At 64.0% G+C, this 17,330-nt stretch carries 12 protein-coding genes; 4 read left to right on the plus strand and 8 right to left on the minus strand.

The features are described 5' to 3' along the window. Positions 1 to 14 precede the first annotated feature (14 nt). Both QXZ85_RS18385 and QXZ85_RS18390 read left to right on the plus strand, forming a co-directional pair. A complete protein-coding gene (locus tag QXZ85_RS18385) occupies positions 15 to 236 on the plus strand; it encodes a hypothetical protein (protein WP_315744458.1) in 222 nt (73 codons plus the stop codon). A gap of 302 nt (positions 237 to 538) precedes the next feature. Further along, complete coding sequence (locus QXZ85_RS18390) at positions 539 to 3,886, plus strand: CHAT domain-containing protein (RefSeq protein WP_316174589.1); 3,348 nt, start codon at positions 539 to 541, stop codon at positions 3,884 to 3,886. An 877-nt stretch (positions 3,887 to 4,763) separates the two neighbouring features. Here QXZ85_RS18390 and QXZ85_RS18395 read toward each other — a convergent pair. Both QXZ85_RS18395 and QXZ85_RS18400 read right to left on the minus strand, forming a co-directional pair. Then, positions 4,764 to 5,393, minus strand: a complete 630-nt coding sequence (locus QXZ85_RS18395; RefSeq protein WP_315767791.1) for an HAD-IA family hydrolase — start codon at positions 5,391 to 5,393, stop codon at positions 4,764 to 4,766. Positions 5,394 to 5,441: 48 nt separating this feature from the next. Continuing rightward, positions 5,442 to 6,578 (minus strand): alpha-hydroxy acid oxidase, encoded by a 1,137-nt coding sequence (locus tag QXZ85_RS18400; RefSeq protein ID WP_315767792.1) that lies wholly within the window; start codon positions 6,576 to 6,578, stop codon positions 5,442 to 5,444. Between the two features lie 404 nt (positions 6,579 to 6,982). Between QXZ85_RS18400 and QXZ85_RS18405 the strand changes: the two genes are divergently transcribed. Beyond that, positions 6,983 to 8,314 carry a S41 family peptidase gene (locus QXZ85_RS18405; RefSeq protein ID WP_315704174.1) on the plus strand — a complete coding sequence of 444 codons (1,332 nt, stop codon included), beginning with the start codon at positions 6,983 to 6,985 and terminating at the stop codon, positions 8,312 to 8,314. 245 nt (positions 8,315 to 8,559) lie between these two features. Here QXZ85_RS18405 and QXZ85_RS18410 read toward each other — a convergent pair whose 3' ends face one another. The 5 genes from QXZ85_RS18410 to QXZ85_RS18430 all read right to left on the minus strand — a co-directional run bounded on the left by QXZ85_RS18410 (position 8,560) and on the right by QXZ85_RS18430 (position 15,822). Then, positions 8,560 to 11,286, minus strand: coding sequence for an EAL domain-containing protein (locus tag QXZ85_RS18410; RefSeq protein WP_315704173.1), 2,727 nt, complete (start codon positions 11,284 to 11,286; stop codon positions 8,560 to 8,562). A 145-nt stretch (positions 11,287 to 11,431) separates the two neighbouring features. Beyond that, positions 11,432 to 11,926, minus strand: a complete 495-nt coding sequence (gene moaC, locus QXZ85_RS18415; RefSeq protein WP_315704172.1) for a cyclic pyranopterin monophosphate synthase MoaC — start codon at positions 11,924 to 11,926, stop codon at positions 11,432 to 11,434. A gap of 5 nt (positions 11,927 to 11,931) precedes the next feature. Then, the gene (trpC, locus tag QXZ85_RS18420; RefSeq protein ID WP_315766384.1) at positions 11,932 to 12,750 is read right to left on the minus strand and encodes an indole-3-glycerol phosphate synthase TrpC; all 819 of its coding nucleotides are present in this window, start codon (positions 12,748 to 12,750) and stop codon (positions 11,932 to 11,934) included. A gap of 131 nt (positions 12,751 to 12,881) precedes the next feature. Continuing rightward, positions 12,882 to 13,895 (minus strand): anthranilate phosphoribosyltransferase, encoded by a 1,014-nt coding sequence (gene trpD, locus QXZ85_RS18425; protein WP_315704170.1) that lies wholly within the window; start codon positions 13,893 to 13,895, stop codon positions 12,882 to 12,884. A 19-nt stretch (positions 13,896 to 13,914) separates the two neighbouring features. Continuing rightward, entirely contained in the window at positions 13,915 to 15,822 is a 1,908-nt protein-coding gene (locus tag QXZ85_RS18430) for a peptidylprolyl isomerase (RefSeq protein WP_315767793.1), read from the minus strand. A gap of 225 nt (positions 15,823 to 16,047) precedes the next feature. On the opposite strand from QXZ85_RS18430, the gene tpiA reads away from it, so the two are divergent. Further along, the gene (tpiA, locus tag QXZ85_RS18435) at positions 16,048 to 16,803 is read left to right on the plus strand and encodes a triose-phosphate isomerase (protein WP_315766381.1); all 756 of its coding nucleotides are present in this window, start codon (positions 16,048 to 16,050) and stop codon (positions 16,801 to 16,803) included. Here tpiA and QXZ85_RS18440 read toward each other — a convergent pair. Further along, positions 16,800 to 17,327 (minus strand): GNAT family N-acetyltransferase, encoded by a 528-nt coding sequence (locus QXZ85_RS18440; RefSeq protein ID WP_315744468.1) that lies wholly within the window; start codon positions 17,325 to 17,327, stop codon positions 16,800 to 16,802. The two genes, tpiA and QXZ85_RS18440, sit on opposite strands and share 4 nt — an antisense overlap. Positions 17,328 to 17,330 lie beyond the last annotated feature (3 nt).

Genomic DNA, 17,330 nt, shown 5'->3' on the forward strand with positions numbered 1-17,330 from the left:
GTTGGGAGGCGATCATGACTAACACCGTCAATGACGCTCTCACCGAGGCGCTTGACTCTCTCAAAACGGGTGGGGTCGTCCGAAAATACAGCTTGGTCTGGAGCGGTCGGAGCGAAGCCCCCCGGATCGTGATCTGGAAGGCCGCCGATACGTCCGACGAAGAGCTCCGTCACTCCGTGGCGGAGTCGCTGGCCGGTTTGGCGGCCGAATCTCAGATCAGCGTGGAGCACGACTGATAGGCACGATGCCTGTGTGGATCCACGCACCTCTTACCTCGGTCTGGCACGCCACCTCCGCCGGTCCGCACCAGAGCTGCAGTAGGACCGATTGAATCCGCCGATGCAACACCGGCGCGCGCCCGAGCGCGCCTTGTAGATCGGCCACTGACAACCTGCCTGCCGTCGCGTTGACACCACTGGACCGGCGCACTACAACACACGCAAAATGCGAATGTATAATTCTTGGCAACTATTTACCTCGGGCAATTCCTTTAGCCTTTTGTTTTGAATAATTTCCACTCCAAAATTCCGAGCCGGCCATGCCCATCCGTCAGATTCCCCGCACGGACCTGCAATATTGCCTGATCATCTTCGATGAGAGCGGACGGGAGCGGCCTGAACCCGACGGCACGCTTCTGAGCGATGTGGTGTTGAAGCGCGTCAAGGACCCGGCCGCTCAGATCACCGACGTGTTCATGATGAGCCACGGCTGGATGGGCGATGTCCCCGCCGCGATCGATCAATACGACAAATGGCTTGGCGCGGTGGCTGCGCATCAAGCGGATCGCACCGCCGTTTTGGCGCAACGCCCGGGCTTTCAGCCGCTGATCATCGGCCTGCACTGGCCGAGTCTTCCGTTCGGGGACGAGACGATCCAGGGCGGCGCAGGCATGCTTCTGGGGGAGGGCGAGCCCGGCGCATCGATCGAGGCGCTGACCGAGTTCTACGCCACCCGCATCGCGGACACGCCAGCCGCGCGCGACGCGATCCGCTCGATCCTGCAAGCCTCCCGTCCCGACCTCGGCGCAACAACGCTGCCGCCGGCCCTCGGCGACGCCTATACGACTGTTTTCGCGGAGTCCGGACTGGTGACCGGCGACGCGAGCGCCGCTCCGGGCTCCGACCAGGTGGCCTTCGATCCTGCCGCCATCGTCGCGGAGGCGCACGCCGAGGCTGCGGAGCTCAACGCCGAAACGGCCGCGGGCCTGCTCGGCGTCGGAGAGAGCTTGCGCGATGCTCTGCTGGCGCCGCTCCGCGTGCTGTCGTTCTGGAAGATGAAGGACCGCGCACGCGCGTTTGGCGAAGGCGGCGCCCACGCATTCCTGGAGCAGCTGCAGCTCGCCGCACCGGCGGCGCGCGTCCACCTGATGGGGCATAGTTTCGGCTGTATCGTGGTCTCGGCGGCAGTCGCCGGACCGCCCGGTGCGGGTGCGCTGTCCCGTCCGGTTGACTCGCTGTTCCTGGTGCAGGGCGCGCTGTCGCTCTGGTCGTTCGCCGACGCCGTTCCTGCCGCGCAGAATGCGCCGGGTTATTTCCGCCGGATCATGCAGAACGATCTGGTGCGCGGCCCGATCGTGACGACGCGCTCAGAACATGACAGGGCGGTCGGATTCTTCTATCCGCTCGGCGCGCGGGCGCGGAACCAACTCGTGCTGGATATGGAATATCCGGCCTATGGCGGCCTCGGCACGTTCGGGATGAGAGGCACCAAGGCGGCCCTGACGACGGATCGGCCGGTCCAATCGCCAGCTTTCGCCTACAATTTCGAGGGGGGACGCGTCTACAACATCGAGGCGAGCCGGATCATCAAGAATGGAGGCGGTCTCTCCGGCGCGCATAGCGATATCGCGCATATCGAGGTGGCGCATCTGTTCTGGGCGGCGGTGCTCGCTGGACAGGCGGTGTCGGCAACGCATGCGGGCGGGGGAGGACTGCTCGGTCTTGAGCACACGCACGGCCGGCAGCAACAACAGCAGCAGCAGCAACAACAACAGCAGCAAGAGTCTGAAGGCGGCTTCTGGCCGGGGGCGTCGGAAAAGGAGCCGCAGGTGGCGACAGTCAGGCCATTAGAGCTCGACCATTTCACTCGCGGAGGAGGTATCTTCAAGAATTTCACGGCCGGGCAGGCCGAGATCAAGGATATCCAAGACATCCTCGAATCCACGCGTGGCAACCTCTCCATCGAGAACGGCGCCGGCGCCCCCGCGGCGACGGAGGAGGTCAAGGCCGCTCCTCCGGGCCAGCAACGTTGGGTCAACGCCGGTTTCGAAGATCTCGACGCACCGCTGCAGCCCGGGCAATGGTACAGCTTCGCCTTCGACGTGGACATTGTGCCGCGCGATGCGTCTGCCGTGCCGTTGGCCGAGCAGCAGCTGTTTCCTGAAGGCACCACTGAGGTGGTCCTCACCGTCAAGCTCGATAGCTCGGACTTTGAAATTCCAGCGGATCAGCAGAGCAAGAGACTCACGCTGCCGCGACGAGGGAAGTCCCGCAAGGCACGTTTCGACATCTCGCCCCGGCATCTCGGCCCCTCGGCGCTGAAAGCGACGATCCACAAGGACGGCAACTTCGTCCAGCAGATCGACTTGACCATCAATGTCGGCCAGAGCGTGTCTCCGCCGGAGGTCAAGGACGCCCACGGCCGGCCCTATGCGTCCGCCAACGTGCTGAAGCCGCGCGACGTCGGGCTGTCGATCATGCCGACGGTCGGTGGCTATGAGTGCCTGGTCTGGAAACCGGTCGGGGGCCGGGCGCGGCTGCCGCTTTCGGCGGACTATCTCGCCAAGGCGATCGAGACGGCGCGGCAAGAGCTGATGAAGGTGGTGAGCTACACCAACGCTGCTGGAACGCCGGTATTCCAGACGGGGATCGATATTCGCGACGGCGATCGTGATGCTGCGCTGAAGATCATGGCTCGTGCCGGCGCGGCGTTGTTCCAGAAGCTGTTCTACGGCCCGGGCGCTGGAGAAGACTCCAAAGCCGTCGGCAATTTCCTGCGCAGCCTGGTGAGCGATCGAAAACGGCAGTTGACGCTGCAGGTGATGGCCGATGCGACCTCGATTCCCTGGGGCCTGCTTTATGTGGGCGATGTTGCCACCGGCGCGCAACTCGACTGGGATAATTTCATCGGCATGCGTCACGTCATCGAGCAGATTCCGATGCAGGTCACGCCGCTCGTGTTCGATTGCCTGATCCCCAGCGATCAGCCGGAGCTCAGCGTCAGCATCAACATGAACGACGATATCGACAGGCAGATGCACGCCGATTTCGTCGCGCAGCAGCATCGGTTCTGGGACAGCGCAAGAACAGAGCGCGGCAGCGTGCGGGTGACACCGCGCACCACGAGCGCCGAACTCGTTCACGCGCTCGCGAACGAAAACACGGACGACCAGATCCTTTATTTCTACTGTCACGCCCAGTCGACCGGCCTCAATGACCCTGGCGGCCCCGACAGCTCTTGCCTCGTGCTCACCGATGATAAGCGGATCACGTTGGGCGATCTGAATCTCGACGCGCCCACCAGCAAGCAGCTTCGCGGCAAGCCGCTGGTGTTCATCAATGCGTGCGAATCCGCCGAGTTGTCACCGGCCTTCTACGACGGCTTCGTGCCCTATTTCATGGCGAAGGGAGCCCGCGGCGTCATCGGCACCGAGTGCAAGACGCCGGCGCTGTTTGCGACGGCCTGGGCAAAGCGCTTCTTCGAGCGCTTCCTAGACGGCGAGCCGCTCGGCGAAGTCTTCCTCGGGCTCAGGCAGGAGTTTCTCAAGCAGCACGGCAACCCGCTCGGCTTGCTCTATGCCGTGCATTGTGACGGCGATACCCAGATCGCGCCGGCGCTGCCGCGGTCAAGCTCCAGCCCGCCGCAGCCCGTCCCTGAAACGGCCTGATCCTTCACGGGCGAAGCGCCCTGCGAGTAGCCTTTGCGTCGGTCGGATCGGCTTAGGAATCGAGATCGAGGTTCCGATGAGCGCCCCTGGCGATGCGAAGCATCGTCCTGCTCGAGACGAGGAGCGCAGTTGTCCGAAGAATTGCGGGACATCTGAAACGGCGAGCTTGATCTGCGCCGAAACACGAATTTCGCCAGCGAGTTCAACGCGACTCGGCCTGTCCAGTCCCGTTGCGAAAAAGATTTTGGTTTCGCTTTTTCGGAAATTATGGTTGTCTGTCGATATCCCGCCTCACCACGGAGGGGCGTTGCGCGCGATCGTCACGACACGCGAGGCGGGGAGGCGGTGGCCGCAAAACATCGGAAGCATTCTCTGAGTGCGGACGAACGGTGTTTTTCGGACGTGAAGTCGCGTGGTCCTGATACCCCGACGCTGGTATCCCGCGCAAAGCGCGCGAGCGCTTTGTCGCGCACGGTGGCCAGAAAGCCCGGTGCACCGAGGAGAGCGCGTATAAGCGTTAAGACCATCGCGCAGGGAATGCCGGTGACCGGCTGTACCTGTGGTGACTGCCGCCTGCTTTCTTTGTTGCAGGCGGGCCATGGGTTGCGGCCAGCACCCGGCATTCCCTGCGCCCTTCGTTTCAGGAGGGACGAACTAACAGGCGGGACTCGGGCGCGAATGCGTTGCGAGAAGGATTTTGTACGTCTCGTTTGTATGGCTCGGTCGTCATGGCCCGCGAAGGCGGGCAATCCAGTACACCGCGGCTTCTCTGCTTGAACATGGGCATTTCTGGATACCGGATCGCCCGGTCAAGCCGGGCGAAGACAGCGGAGCGCGTGGGAGCGGGGAACCAACGAGCCGGCGAATGGGACCGAAGCTAAATCCCGAGCGCATCGAGCGCCGCGGCGACATCGTCGGACGAACGCACCTGCACCGCCTGCAGACCACGCGCCCGCGCACCTTCGACGTTCTCCGCGAGATCGTCGAAGAACACGATGCGCCTGGCCGGCACGCCGATCGCCTGCACCACGTGGTCGAACGCTTCCGGATCGGGCTTGCGCAGGCCGATCGACGACGACAGGAAAATCTCGCGGAAATGGCTCAGCAGCTCGGCATAGCGCGGCGAGAAATGCTCCACATGCGGCCGGTTGGTGTTGGAGAACACATAGAGCGGCAGCTTCGCGCCGGCACGTGCGAGCAGCGGCGCGATGCCCGGCACCTCGCCGACGAAGATCGCATTCCAGCCTTCCAGAAACTGCGCGTCGGTGATGGAAATGCCGAGCAGGTCGCGCAGATTGGCGAAGAACGCGGCGTCGTTGACCTGCCCGCGCTCGTGATGATGATAGGTCTCGTCATGCACGAAGCGCGCGACGATCTGGTCCGGTGCGCAGCCGGCATGGCCCGCCCAGCAGGCCACCGCCTTGGCGAAATCGATATCGATCAGGACGCGGCCGAGATCGAACAGCAGCGCGTCGGCGCCGTCTGGGGAGAGGTGGGGCAGGGGCATGATGGGCGCTATCGACCTCTCGATCGTTCCGTCGGCTCTGTGCGATCCCTAATAGCGATACGGCTCGATATCGACCAGCGGAAAGGCGCTCAACACGCTCGGAGGGTTGGTGGCGGTGGCCGGATGGAGATAGGAGCCGTCGAGCTCGGCAAAGGAGGTGACGCCGAGCAGGCCGAGGGTGCGGATCACCTCGTCTTCCAGAAGCTCCAGCATCCGTTCGATGCCGGCCTCGCCCGCGGCTGCCAGCGCCCAGCATTGCAGGCGCCCGATGCCGACCAGGTCGGCGCCGGAGGCGATCGCCTTGACGATGTCGCTGCCCCGGCAGAAGCCTCCATCGACGATGATTTTCGCGCGGCCCTTCACGGCCTGCACTACTTCCGGCAGCACATGCATGGCGCCGCGGCCGTGGTCGAGCTGCCGGCCGCCATGGTTGGAGACATAGATCCAGTCGACGCCGTGGTCGACCGCGATGGCGGCATCCTCGGCGGTCGCGATGCCCTTGATGATCAGCGGGATCCGGAACTTGTCCTTGATCAGCTTCACGGTGTGCCAGCTGAGCGCCTTCTGATGCTCGCCGCCGGTGGCGCGCAGCCGGCTCTCGCGGACGTAGCGTTTGGCGATGTCGCGTTCGCGCCGGCTATAATGGGCGGTGTCGACTGTCAGGCAGAATGCCGTGTAGCGGCTTGCGATCGCACGGCTGACATAGTCCTCGACGAAAGCGTCGTCGCCGCGCACATAGAGCTGGAAGATGCGCAACGCATCCGGCGCCGCCTCGGCAACCTTCTCGAGCCCGGGTTCGGATACCGAACTCAGCATGTGGGCTGCGCCGAACTGTCCGGCCCCGCGCGCCACGCTTGCCGCTCCCTGCGGATCGAATATCTCGAGCGCGCCGACCGGCGCCAGCACGACGGGCAGGCGGAGCCGGCGACCGAACACCTCGGCCGCCGCATCGACGCGCGAGACGTCACGCAGTACGCGCGGCCGGAACGCGATCTCGTCGAGGGCCATGCGATTTCGCCGCAACGTGGTCTCGGTCTCGGCGCCGCCGACGATATAGTCCCAGGCATTCTGGTTCAGTTGGGCCCTGGCCTTGCGAATGAACTCGTGCAGGTTCTGGAACGTCTCCTCGCTGGCGCCGAGCTCGATGTTCCTCCATCCGGTCCCGACCGGGCTCTGTTCATTCATGGCGTTCCCTCGACGATCGTTGTTCTTATTCACCGGCTATCCCGTCTCGCCCGCCGGCGCCATCCCCAATCGCAAAGCCCCGGGAACGGCCGAATCAGCCGCCCATTCCCGACAGGTCAGGCAGATGTGATTGCGGCGCGCAGCGGAATTCTTGATAATTGGAGTCGACTATGGAAGCTACCTTGAACATAGGCGGCGAATCTCCATCTCCGGGGTGCGGCCGTGGCCGATGCCATCTCGCCCCCCGGCATTTTGGGTCACGGGGATTTCGACGGCGCAGCACGGGCCTTGAAGAAACCAGAAATCTGTTGTGAGCTTTCGGTTTCGATCAGGCTGGCGCTCGGTTCTTGAGGGGCGTATCTCATTCATCGGGGCACCCAACGAGCTCGGGAAGCAGAAAGCACATGCGGAAGAATTGGTTGTTCCTGGCGGGTTCGCTGACTGGCGTCTGCCTTACTTTGCTCGTAACGGGCCCCGAGGGCGAGCATCTGATTGCACGCGCCAGGGCGGCCGCCGGTGTTGGCGACACCTATTCGCAGCTCAACCTGTTCGGCGCCGTCTTCGAGCGCGTCCGGGCCGACTATGTCGAGAGGCCAAGTGACGAGGCGCTGATCGAGGGGGCCATCAATGGCATGGTCACCTCGCTCGATCCGCATTCGCGCTACATGAACGACAAGGCTTGGCGCGAAATGCAGGAGACCACCTCCGGCGAGTTCGGAGGGCTCGGCATCGAGGTCACGATGGAGGACGGCCTGGTCAAGGTCGTCGCGCCGATCGACGACACACCCGCCGCCAAGGCCGGCATTCTTTCGGGTGACCTCATCGCCAAGATCGATGGCGAAGCCGTCCAGGGCCTGACCCTGGAGCAGGCGGTCGCGAAGATGAAGGGCGCAGCCGACACCAAGACCAAGCTCACTATCCTGCGCAAGGGCAAGGACGCGCCGTTCGACGTCGCGATCACCCGCGAGGTCATTCGCGTGCGTCCGGTGCGTTATCACACCGACGGCGGCGACATCGGCTATATCCGCATCACCTCGTTCAACGAGCAGACCACCGACGGCCTACGCAAGGCGATCGCCAGCATCTCCAAGGACATTCCGCAGGACAAGCTCGCCGGCTATGTGGTCGATCTCCGCAACAATCCCGGTGGACTGTTGGACCAGGCCGTGTCGGTGTCGAGCACCTTCCTGCCCCGGGGCGAGGTGGTTTCGACTCGCGGCCGCAATCCGGAGGAAACTCAGCGCTTCACTGCGCGGGGTGGCGATCTGGCCAAGGGCAAGCCGCTGGTCGTGTTGATCAATGGCGGCTCGGCGTCGGCTTCCGAGATCGTGGCGGGCGCGCTGCACGATCATCAGCGGGCCACCCTGATCGGGACGCGGTCGTTCGGCAAAGGCTCGGTGCAGACCATCATCCCGCTCGGTGCCGGCAATGGTGCGCTGGCGCTGACCACGGCGCGTTATTACACGCCGTCAGGCCGCTCGATCCAGGCGCAGGGCATCGCGCCGGACGTCGAGGTGAAACAGGACGTGCCTGATGACCTGAAGGATCGGGCCGACATTAAGGGCGAGGCCTCGATGCGCGGTCACCTGTCGGGTGACGGCAATGAGCAGACCGGGTCGCAGTCCTACGTGCCGCCGGACGAGAAGGACGACAAGGCGCTGCACGCAGCCTACAATCTGCTGCGCGGCGGCACCGTCAATGCCGATGTCCATGCCAAGAACGCGGTGCCGAATTAATAAACGGATGCTTCACGTTCATACCCCGACGGGGCGGCCTTGGAGGGCCGTCCCGTCGCGGTTCCAACCAACGTGTACGGCGTTGATAGTCAGGTTTGTGTCTGACTGTTTCGATCATCCATTGACTTTCGCACCGCCGCAAGCGGCTGGCGCCGAGATTTGAAAGACAAGGTTTGAATTGTTGCTGCGCAGTCGGTTCAAATTGTAGCGGTATTTAGGGATTGTTCCCGCTCAGGCCCGGAGCGTCACTCAGCGCTCGCGAACCGGCGCTGGGTCTGCGGTTGGGCCCGCAGCTGTGCGGGGTGATAGGAGGCAAACAGTTTGCGCAGTTCGACGGCGGTCTTGGCCGCACTGAACAAATAGCCCTGCATCTCCGAACAGCCGAGTGCACGCAGCGCCTGCCGTTGTGCATCGGTTTCGACTCCTTCCGCGGTCGTCGTCATCGCCCGAACGGCGGCGATGTTGACGACGGCCTGCACGATGCACGCCGATCCGTGAGAATCGCTCACGTCGCTGACGAAGCTGCGATCGATCTTGATCTTGTCGAACGGGAAACGCTGCAGATAGCTCAACGACGAATATCCAGTGCCGAAATCGTCGAGCGCGATCCGCACGCCGACGGCCCGGAGCTGATGCAGAATTGCCAGTGCCGCTTCGTCGTCGCGGATCAGCACGGCCTCGGTGATTTCGATCTCCAGCCGATGCGGCGGCAGCCCGGAAGTCGCGAGCGCATTGGCGATCTTCAGTGCGAGGGTGCCGCTCTTGAACTGCACGGGAGAGACGTTGACGGCGAGCCTGATGTCGTCGGGCCAGGTGGCAGCCTCGGTGCAGGCGACGTCGAGCACCCATTCGCCGAGCTGGTTGATCAGTCCGGTGTCCTCGGCGATCGGGATGAACTCGCCCGGCGAGATCGCCCCCCGATCCGGGTGTTTCCACCGCACCAGGGCTTCGCAGCCGGTAATCCGATCGTTCGCGAGGCTCAGGCAGGGCTGGTAATGGACCTCCAGCGCGCCGTCGGCAATCGCCTGGCGCAGATCCACCTCAAGCTGGTGGCGGGCCTTGACCTGCGCATCCATCTCGGGCTCGAAGAAGCGATAGGTGCGGCGGCCGGCGGCCTTCGCAGCATACATCGCGAGATCGGCATTCTTCAGGATCTCGTCGAGCTCGGTACCGTGCTCGGGCACGAGCGCCACGCCGATCGAGGCATCGGCCGTCAGCTGATGACCCAGGCAGTCGCGCGGCGCCCGGATGGCCTCCAGCACGGTCTCGACCAGCCGAACCACGTTCTCCGGCCCAGCGATTGCGGTCTGCACGATCGCAAACTCGTCACCGCCGAGGCGGGCGACGAGCCCGGCTTCGCCGACCGCTCGCTCGAGACTCGCCGCGACCGATTTCAGCAGTTCGTCGCCGATCAGGTGGCCAAGCGAGTCGTTGATGCCCTTGAATTCGTCGATGTCTATGTAGTGCAGCGCGAGTTGTTGTCCTGGTGCGAGCGTAGCCAACTCCTGCTTCAAACGTTCATGGAAGAGGGCGCGGTTCGGCAGGTCGGTCAATGCGTCGTAATGGGCGAGATGCGTAATCTGCCGCTCGGCGCGGCGCCGCTCGGTGATGTCCTCATGAGTCGAAAGCCAGCCACCGCCGGCGAGCTGCTCGTCGACGATCTGAATCGAGCGTGCGTCGGGTGTTTCGATGACCTTGATCTTTTTGCGTCCGATATCGCGCAGCACCGCGGTCGCGTATGCCGTTTCATCGCCGGCGAGCGAGCCGGCGGCCTTGCGGTGCGCGATCAGCTCGCGAAAGCTGCATCCGGGCTTCACGATGTCACGGGAGAGGCCGTACATGTCGATATAGCGCTGATTGCATATGACGAGACGCTCATTGGCATCGAACATCAGCAGCCCCTGCGTCATGTTGTTGACGGCCTTGTCAAGCCGCAGCTTCTCCAGGGTCAATCGCTGCTGCGAGGTCTGGTGGTCGCAAAGGAGCCTTCGCACCACGATGTAGAGCATGGCCGCGATCAGCAGGACCGATGTCGTGCCCACCGCGATCAGGAACCGCATTTGTTCGTGCCAATCGACGAGCGCCGAAGACACGGTCGTCGTGGCCGTCACGATCAACGGGTAGCTCGTTAAGCGATGCGCCGCGCCGATCCTGTGCACGCTATCGACGGGACTGTCAAAAATTGCCGTCGTATTGCCGTCACCAGCGAGGATCTGGCGGAAGATCGGCGTCTCGCGATAGTTCTGGCCGATCACACCATTGTGGCGGGGATAGCGTGCGAGCAGCGTGCCGTCGCGGTGCATCATCGAGATCGACCCTTCAGGGCCTAGTGCAACCGATGCAAAGAACCGCTCGATATTGATCGGCTCGAGGCCACGCGCGATGACGCCGAGAAATTCGCCTTTGGCTCCCGTCACCTTCATCGCGACGATGGTGGTAACGATACCGGTGATGCGGCTGACGGCAGGCTCGATCAGGATCTGCGGCGAGGTCGGATCGGTACGGAAGCGCGTGAAGTAGCTGCGGTCTGCAACGTTCACGGACGAGAGGGGCCAGGACGCGGTGGAATTGATCAGTTCCCCCTCGGCATCGAAGATGTTCAGGCTGCCGACGTAGGACAAAGCGCTGACCTTGGCCACGATCATCGCGTGAACTTCGGCGCTTCCCATCCGCTCGTTGAAGAGCGCGCGCGTGGTCAGCCGATTGTCGCGAACGTAGCCGGCGAGGTCGCGCTCGACAGCGACGAGGTCGTCGAGCTGCTGGTCGAAGTGGCGCGCGAGCAGAAGCACGGTGTTCTGCAGCTCGCGCCTCGCGCCGTTCAACGCACGTTGGCGGAAGCTGTCGGCCATGATGGTCGTGCCGATCGCGATGGCAACGATCAGCATCAACCCACCCGCAATGAGCCACAGGATCGGGCCGCTACGGCCTGTGGAAGCCCGTGCTCCTAGCGCTGAACTGATCTTCGTCGTCATCGGTCCTGAACGTCTCGCGCGGCGTCGCCTGGACAGATTGTCCCGGGACGCTCCCCCTTCACCCACCACGGTTCCAGTTCACCATGGATGTGAGGTTAGGAAGTTCGGTTAACCGATGCTTAATTTGATTGGATGCTCTTAGATCCTACGCGCGATAATGGCCGGACTTGCCGCCGATCTTCTCGACCAGATGGATGCCCTCGATCCGCACGCCGCGTTCGGCGGCTTTGATCATGTCGTAAATGGTGAGGCAGGCGACCGAGACGGCGGTCAGCGCTTCCATCTCGACTCCAGTCGGCCCGGTAACCTTGACGGTTGCCTGAACCTTGCAACCGGGCAGCTGCGCATCCGGAGTGATGTCGACCGTGACCTTCGACAGCATCAGCGGATGGCAGAGCGGGATCAGCTCCGAAGTTCGCTTGGCGGCCATGATGCCTGCAATGCGAGCAGTGCCGAGCACATCGCCCTTCTTGGCGTTGCCGGACACGATCAACTCCAAGGTCGCATGGCTCATGACGACACGGCCTTCAGCGACCGCGATTCGCTCGGTTGCCGGCTTCTCCGACACGTCCACCATGCGCGCTTCGCCGCGCTGGTCGATATGGGTCAGGGCAGGGCTCTTGGAGGGATCGTCTGCCATGGAGCCTAGCCCGCGGCGCTCGCCGCGTGGTCATCGCGCGCGAGCAGGGCACGAGTGGCTGCCGTCACATCGGCCTGCCGCATCAGACTTTCGCCCACGAGGAAGGTGCGGATGCCAACACGTTCGAGGCGAGCCAGATCGGCCGGCGTGAAGATCCCGCTCTCGCCGACCAGCAGGCGCTCCTTCGGCACCAGCGGCGCGAGCGCTTCGGATGTCGCAAGGCTGGTTTCGAAGGTCCGCAGATTGCGATTGTTGATGCCGATCATCGGCGACCGGAGCTTGAGCGCGCGATCGAGCTCCGCCTGATCGTGAATCTCGAGCAGCACGTCCATGCCGTAGGCAAGCGCGGTTGCCTCGATCTCGCGCGCCGCTTCGTCATCGAGCGCAGCCATGATGATCAGGATGCAGTCGGCGCCATGGGCCCGGGCCTCCACGACCTGATAGGGCTCGAACATGAAATCCTTGCGCAGGACGGGCAGCGATGTTGCCGCGCGCGCCGCCACCATGAAATCGAGGTGGCCTTGGAACGATGGCGCATCGGTCAGAACGGACAGGCAGGCGGCGCCGCCGGCCTCATAGGCCTTGGCGAGCGCCGGCGGATCGAAATCGGCGCGGATCAGCCCCTTCGACGGTGAGGCCTTCTTCACCTCAGCGATCAGAGCATAATCGCCGGCTGTGTGCTTCCTGCGGATGGCCTGAACGAAGCCGCGTGGCGGCGTAGCCGCACGGGCAAGGGACTCGAGCTCAGACAGCGGATGCGCACGCTTCGCCGCCGCAATCTCCTCGCGCTTATAGGCCTCGATCTTTTTCAGGATGTCGGACATCTCGCGCCACGCCTTACATTTCGAGCTTGATCCGGAAAAGCGGAAACCGGTCTTCCGAAAAGATCACGCTCAATCAAAGAGATGAGATCATGATGGGGTTCTTTCTAATCGCATCATGATCTGGTCTTAATCTAGCTATTGGACACGGCGATCAGCTGTTTCAGCCGCGCCGCTGCTGCGCCGCTGTCGAGCGACTCCTTGCCGATCGCAACGCCTTCCTTCAGCGTCTTAGCACGGCCGGCGACGACCAGCGCCGCTGCGGCATTCAAAAGGGCGACATCGCGATAGGGGCTCGGCATGCCGTCCAGTACGCTCTGCAACGCGACGGCATTGGCCGCCGCGTCGCCGCCCTTCAGGCCATCGCCGCCGCAACGATCGAGCTCGGCCTCTTCGGGCGAGACTTCGAAGGTGCGGATATTGCCATTCTCCAGCGCGGCGACAAAGGTCGGGCCGGTGAGGGTGATCTCGTCCAGGCCATCGGAACCGTGAACCACCCAGGCCGCTTCCGAGCCCAGATTTTTCAGGACCTGCGCCAGCGGTTCTACCCATTGCCGCGAAAACACGCCGACCATCTGCCGCTTGACGCCAGCCGGATTGGACAACGGGCCGAGCAGGTTGAAGATGGTGCGGGTAGCGAGCTCCACGCGGGTGGGGCCGACGTTCTTCATCGCCGGGTGATGCGCAGGGGCGAACATGAAGCCGATGCCGGCCTCGCGCACGCAGCGGCCGACCTCCTCGGGCTTCAGATCGATCTTGACCCCGAGCGAGGCCAACACATCGGCGGCGCCCGAACGAGAGGAGAGCGCGCGGTTGCCGTGCTTGGCCACCGGCAAGCCGGCGCCCGCGACGATGAAGGAGGCGCAGGTCGAGACGTTCACCGAGCCGGAGCCGTCACCGCCGGTGCCGACGATGTCGATCGCATTGGACGGCGCGTCGACGCGAAGCATCTTGGCGCGCATCACGCTGACCGCGCCGGTGATCTCGTCGACGGTCTCGCCGCGGACCCGCAGCGCCATCAGCAGCGCCCCCATCTGCGACGGCGTGGCTTCGCCGGACATCATGCTGTCGAAGGCGGCGGCCGCCTCCGCGCGGGACAGGGTCGCGCCGGTCGCAACCTTGCCAATGATCGACTTGAGATCGTTCATCGCGTGCCTTCAGACGGGGTTATTGGTTGTTGCCGCCGACCACCTGTGCAACGGCGGCCTCGTTGATCGTGGTGCCGATATCCTTCTCGAGCTTTGCGACGTAGGCCGTCGTCTGCTCCTCGTTCAAGGCCCGCTGCAACGTATCCTTCAGCTTCTTGACGTCGTTCGACGCCAGATCGATCGGAGGGACGGTGACATCGGTGACGCGAAACACGATCCACTGGCTGCCGCCATTGGCGTCGGTCTGTCCGGCGGTATCCTTGCCGGTCCGGAAAACTGCAGTGACCGCGCCGGCGGGCACGCCCGGCAGCGTGGCATCGCGCCTGAAATTGCTGGCGGTCTCGACCTTCACGCCGAGCGCGGTCGCCTCGTCGGCGAGCTTGCCGCCGTCATTGAGCTTCTTGACCAGCTCGGATGCTTTGGTTCGCAGCTTGGCCGCAACCTCGTCATCGTGCCAGCGCGCCTCGACCTGGCCCTTCACCTCGTCGAGCGTGCGGTCGCGGGGTGGGGTGATGCCGAGCACTTCGTACCAGACATAACCGCCGCGGAAGGAGATCGGCTCGTTGTCGATCCCGACATCGCTGTTGAAGGACTGGGCGACGACGTCGAGCCCGAGAGGAATGTTGGGAGCAGGCTGGCCGTTGGGCTGGCGCCCCGAGCGATCAACCGCGTCGATCGTCACAGGCGTGAGACCGAGCTTTTTCGCGGCCTCCGCCACGCTGGCGCCGCCGCCGCGCTCATCCTCCATCTTGTCGCGCAAGGTTGCGACTTGCGAACGGGCGCGTTCGGCCGCGATCTCTTTCTTGATCTCGCTCGCGAGGCTCTCGTAGCTCGGCTGCTCGCCGGGCTGGATGGCGCTGACCTTCACCAAGGCCACGTTGAATGCGCCCTTGATCGGCTCGCTGACCTCGCCGGTCGGCAGCGAGAAGGCGGCGTCGGCAATGGCAGGATCGAGAATGGCCGATTTCGCCACCAGGCCGAGGTCGAGATCCGCCGGGTTGAGATTGCGCTCCTTGGCGAGTTCGTCGAACGTCACTACGCCCGAGGCGATGCGGGCGCGCGCGGCCTGCGCCTCCTCCATGGTCGGGAAGGTCATCTGCTGGACCTCGCGCTTCTCAGGGGTGCCGAGCAGGCTGCGCCGCTGCTCGAACGCTTTTCGGGCGTCCTCGTCCGACACGTCAGTCCATTTGCCGATCTCCTCCGGCGTGTCCAGCACGAAGGAAATTTTGCGGTATTCGGGCGCGCGGAACTGCGCCTTGTGCTCGTCGAAATACGCCGCCAGCGCTTCGGGCGAGGGGGGATCGATGGTGCCGGCCTGCGCCTGATCGAGCTTGATGTATTCCATCGAGCGCTGCTCGTTCTGATAGCGGCTCAGGGCGTCGACCATCGTGTTCGGGGTCTCGAGCCCCGACGAGATCGTGCCCGCGATCTGGTGGCGCAGCGATACCCGGCGCTGGTCGGCAAGATAGCGCTGCTCGGTGAAGCCGGCATTGCGGATGATGGCCTGGAAGCGTTGCGGGTCGAAGGCACCGTTGGGGCCCTTGAAGGTCGGATCGGCGAAGATCACCCGCATGGTCTCGGCATCGGATTGGCCAAGGCCGAGCCGGCGTGCCTCCTCGTCCAGGGCAGCTTCAGCGAGGGTCTGCTGCAGCACGCTGCGGTCGAGGCCGAAGGCGCGCGCCTGGTCCATGGTCAGCGGCCGGCCGAACTGGCGGCCGATCTGCTGCAAGCGGTCGGTGTAGATCTGCCGGAACTCGTTAATGGAGATTTCGGTGTGTCCGACCGTCGCGACCGTCGATTGCCCGAAGCCGCGGAAGATATCGGCGATGCCCCAGATGCCGAAACTGACGATCAATACGCCCATGACCACCGCCATGATGGTCTTGCCGAGCCAGTTTGATGAGGCCTTGCGTAATCCTCGAAGCATGGGTCCAATCTGTCTGCAGGAAGGAAGCGACGGCTCTTAAAGGAGATTTCCGCAAAAGCCCGTCACCGAATTGAAAAGGCTTATAAAGAGGGCTGCACCCGGTCGCAACCTCGGCTCCGCGGTGGAATCAGGCGGACAGGGCGTCCTCTCTGGCGTTGATCGTTGCGCTCTGCTAGCGCATCCGGATCACCGCTCCAAGTCACAAACGCCCGCTGGAATCTTGCCATGACCGACCGCATCCGGCCGCTGATCGCCGGCAACTGGAAAATGAACGGCCTGAAGGCCTCGATCGCCGAATTCGATGCCATGCTGGCGGGAGCTCCCGAGGTTGCCGCCAAGGCCGATCTCCTGGTCTGCCCACCTGCGACCCTCCTGGCCGGCTTCGCGGAGAAGGCACGTGGGACGAAGGCCTTCTCGGTCGGCGCGCAGGATTGCCATCCGGCGGTCTCCGGCGCCCACACCGGCGACATTTCCGCGGAGATGCTGGCTGATGCGGGGGCCGCGGCCATCATCGTCGGCCATTCCGAGCGGCGGGCCGATCATGGCGAGAGCGACGACGTCGTCCACCGGAAAGTCGAGGCGGTCTGGCGGGCGGGGCTGACCGCCATCGCCTGCATCGGCGAGACCCAGCACCAGCGAGACGCTGGCGAGACGCTGGATATCCTGCGCGGGCAGCTCAACCTGTCCCTGCCGGACGGCTCCCGCGCCGACAATCTGGTCATAGCCTATGAGCCGGTCTGGGCGATCGGCACCGGGCTGACGCCGACTGCGGCCGATGTCGAACAGATTCATGGGTTTATCCGCCAATTGCTGAGCGAACGCTTCAAGGCCGAGGGGGCGCGGATGCGCATCCTCTATGGCGGCTCGGTGAAGCCTTCGAATGCCGCCGAGCTGCTCGCGGTCGCCAATGTCAACGGTGCGCTGATCGGCGGAGCCAGCCTGAAGGCGGTCGACTTCCTGGCAATCGCGAAGGCCTGCTAAACCGCTGTGGCGATCTTTTTCCAGTAGATCTTGGTGCCGGTCAGGCCGCCATGCGGCTTGAAGGCGTAATCCGGAATGACGCCGCTGAGCTGAAAGCCGAGCCCCTCATAAAGCTGCGAAGCGCCGCCATCGACAGCGGTATCGAGCACCAGCAAGGTTCGGCCGTACGCGCAGGCCAATTGTTCGGCTGCGCGTAGCAGGGCCGTTGCGATCCCGCGATTGCGGTGGCTGAGCCGCGTCATCATCTTGGCGATTTCAGCACGGTGCGGCTGGTTCGGAGGCAGGTCGAGCTGCAGCGTTACCGTGCCAACCAGGTCCTCTCGATCGAAGGCGCCGATGATGATTCGTTCGCCGCGAGTGGCCGCGGCGAGTGACTTCCGCCAGAATTCCTCCGCGATCTGGACCGGGAGCGGATGCAGGAAGCTCACCGAGCCGCCGCTTGCGACGGTTTCGACCAGGAGTTCGCCCAACGCCGCCCGGATCTCGGGCGTATCCGACAACGGCTCGATTTTGATCCGCAACATAGC

The sequence above is a fragment of the Bradyrhizobium sp. SZCCHNGR1005 genome, from assembly GCF_032489995.1.
Taxonomy (GTDB): Bacteria; Pseudomonadota; Alphaproteobacteria; order Rhizobiales; family Xanthobacteraceae; genus Bradyrhizobium.

Coding starts and splice junctions, on each gene's coding strand:
- QXZ85_RS18400 (WP_315767792.1), bottom strand. CDS start 6,578: ATGAATGAACAGAGCCCGGTCGGGACCGGATGGAGGAACATCGAGCTC.
- tpiA (WP_315766381.1), top strand. CDS start 16,048: ATGACCGACCGCATCCGGCCGCTGATCGCCGGCAACTGGAAAATGAAC.
- QXZ85_RS18405 (WP_315704174.1), top strand. CDS start 6,983: ATGCGGAAGAATTGGTTGTTCCTGGCGGGTTCGCTGACTGGCGTCTGC.
- trpC (WP_315766384.1), bottom strand. CDS start 12,750: ATGTCCGACATCCTGAAAAAGATCGAGGCCTATAAGCGCGAGGAGATT.
- moaC (WP_315704172.1), bottom strand. CDS start 11,926: ATGGCAGACGATCCCTCCAAGAGCCCTGCCCTGACCCATATCGACCAG.
- QXZ85_RS18390 (WP_316174589.1), top strand. CDS start 539: ATGCCCATCCGTCAGATTCCCCGCACGGACCTGCAATATTGCCTGATC.
- QXZ85_RS18430 (WP_315767793.1), bottom strand. CDS start 15,822: ATGCTTCGAGGATTACGCAAGGCCTCATCAAACTGGCTCGGCAAGACC.
- QXZ85_RS18385 (WP_315744458.1), top strand. CDS start 15: ATGACTAACACCGTCAATGACGCTCTCACCGAGGCGCTTGACTCTCTC.
- QXZ85_RS18410 (WP_315704173.1), bottom strand. CDS start 11,286: ATGACGACGAAGATCAGTTCAGCGCTAGGAGCACGGGCTTCCACAGGC.
- QXZ85_RS18395 (WP_315767791.1), bottom strand. CDS start 5,393: ATGCCCCTGCCCCACCTCTCCCCAGACGGCGCCGACGCGCTGCTGTTC.
- trpD (WP_315704170.1), bottom strand. CDS start 13,895: ATGAACGATCTCAAGTCGATCATTGGCAAGGTTGCGACCGGCGCGACC.
- QXZ85_RS18440 (WP_315744468.1), bottom strand. CDS start 17,327: ATGTTGCGGATCAAAATCGAGCCGTTGTCGGATACGCCCGAGATCCGG.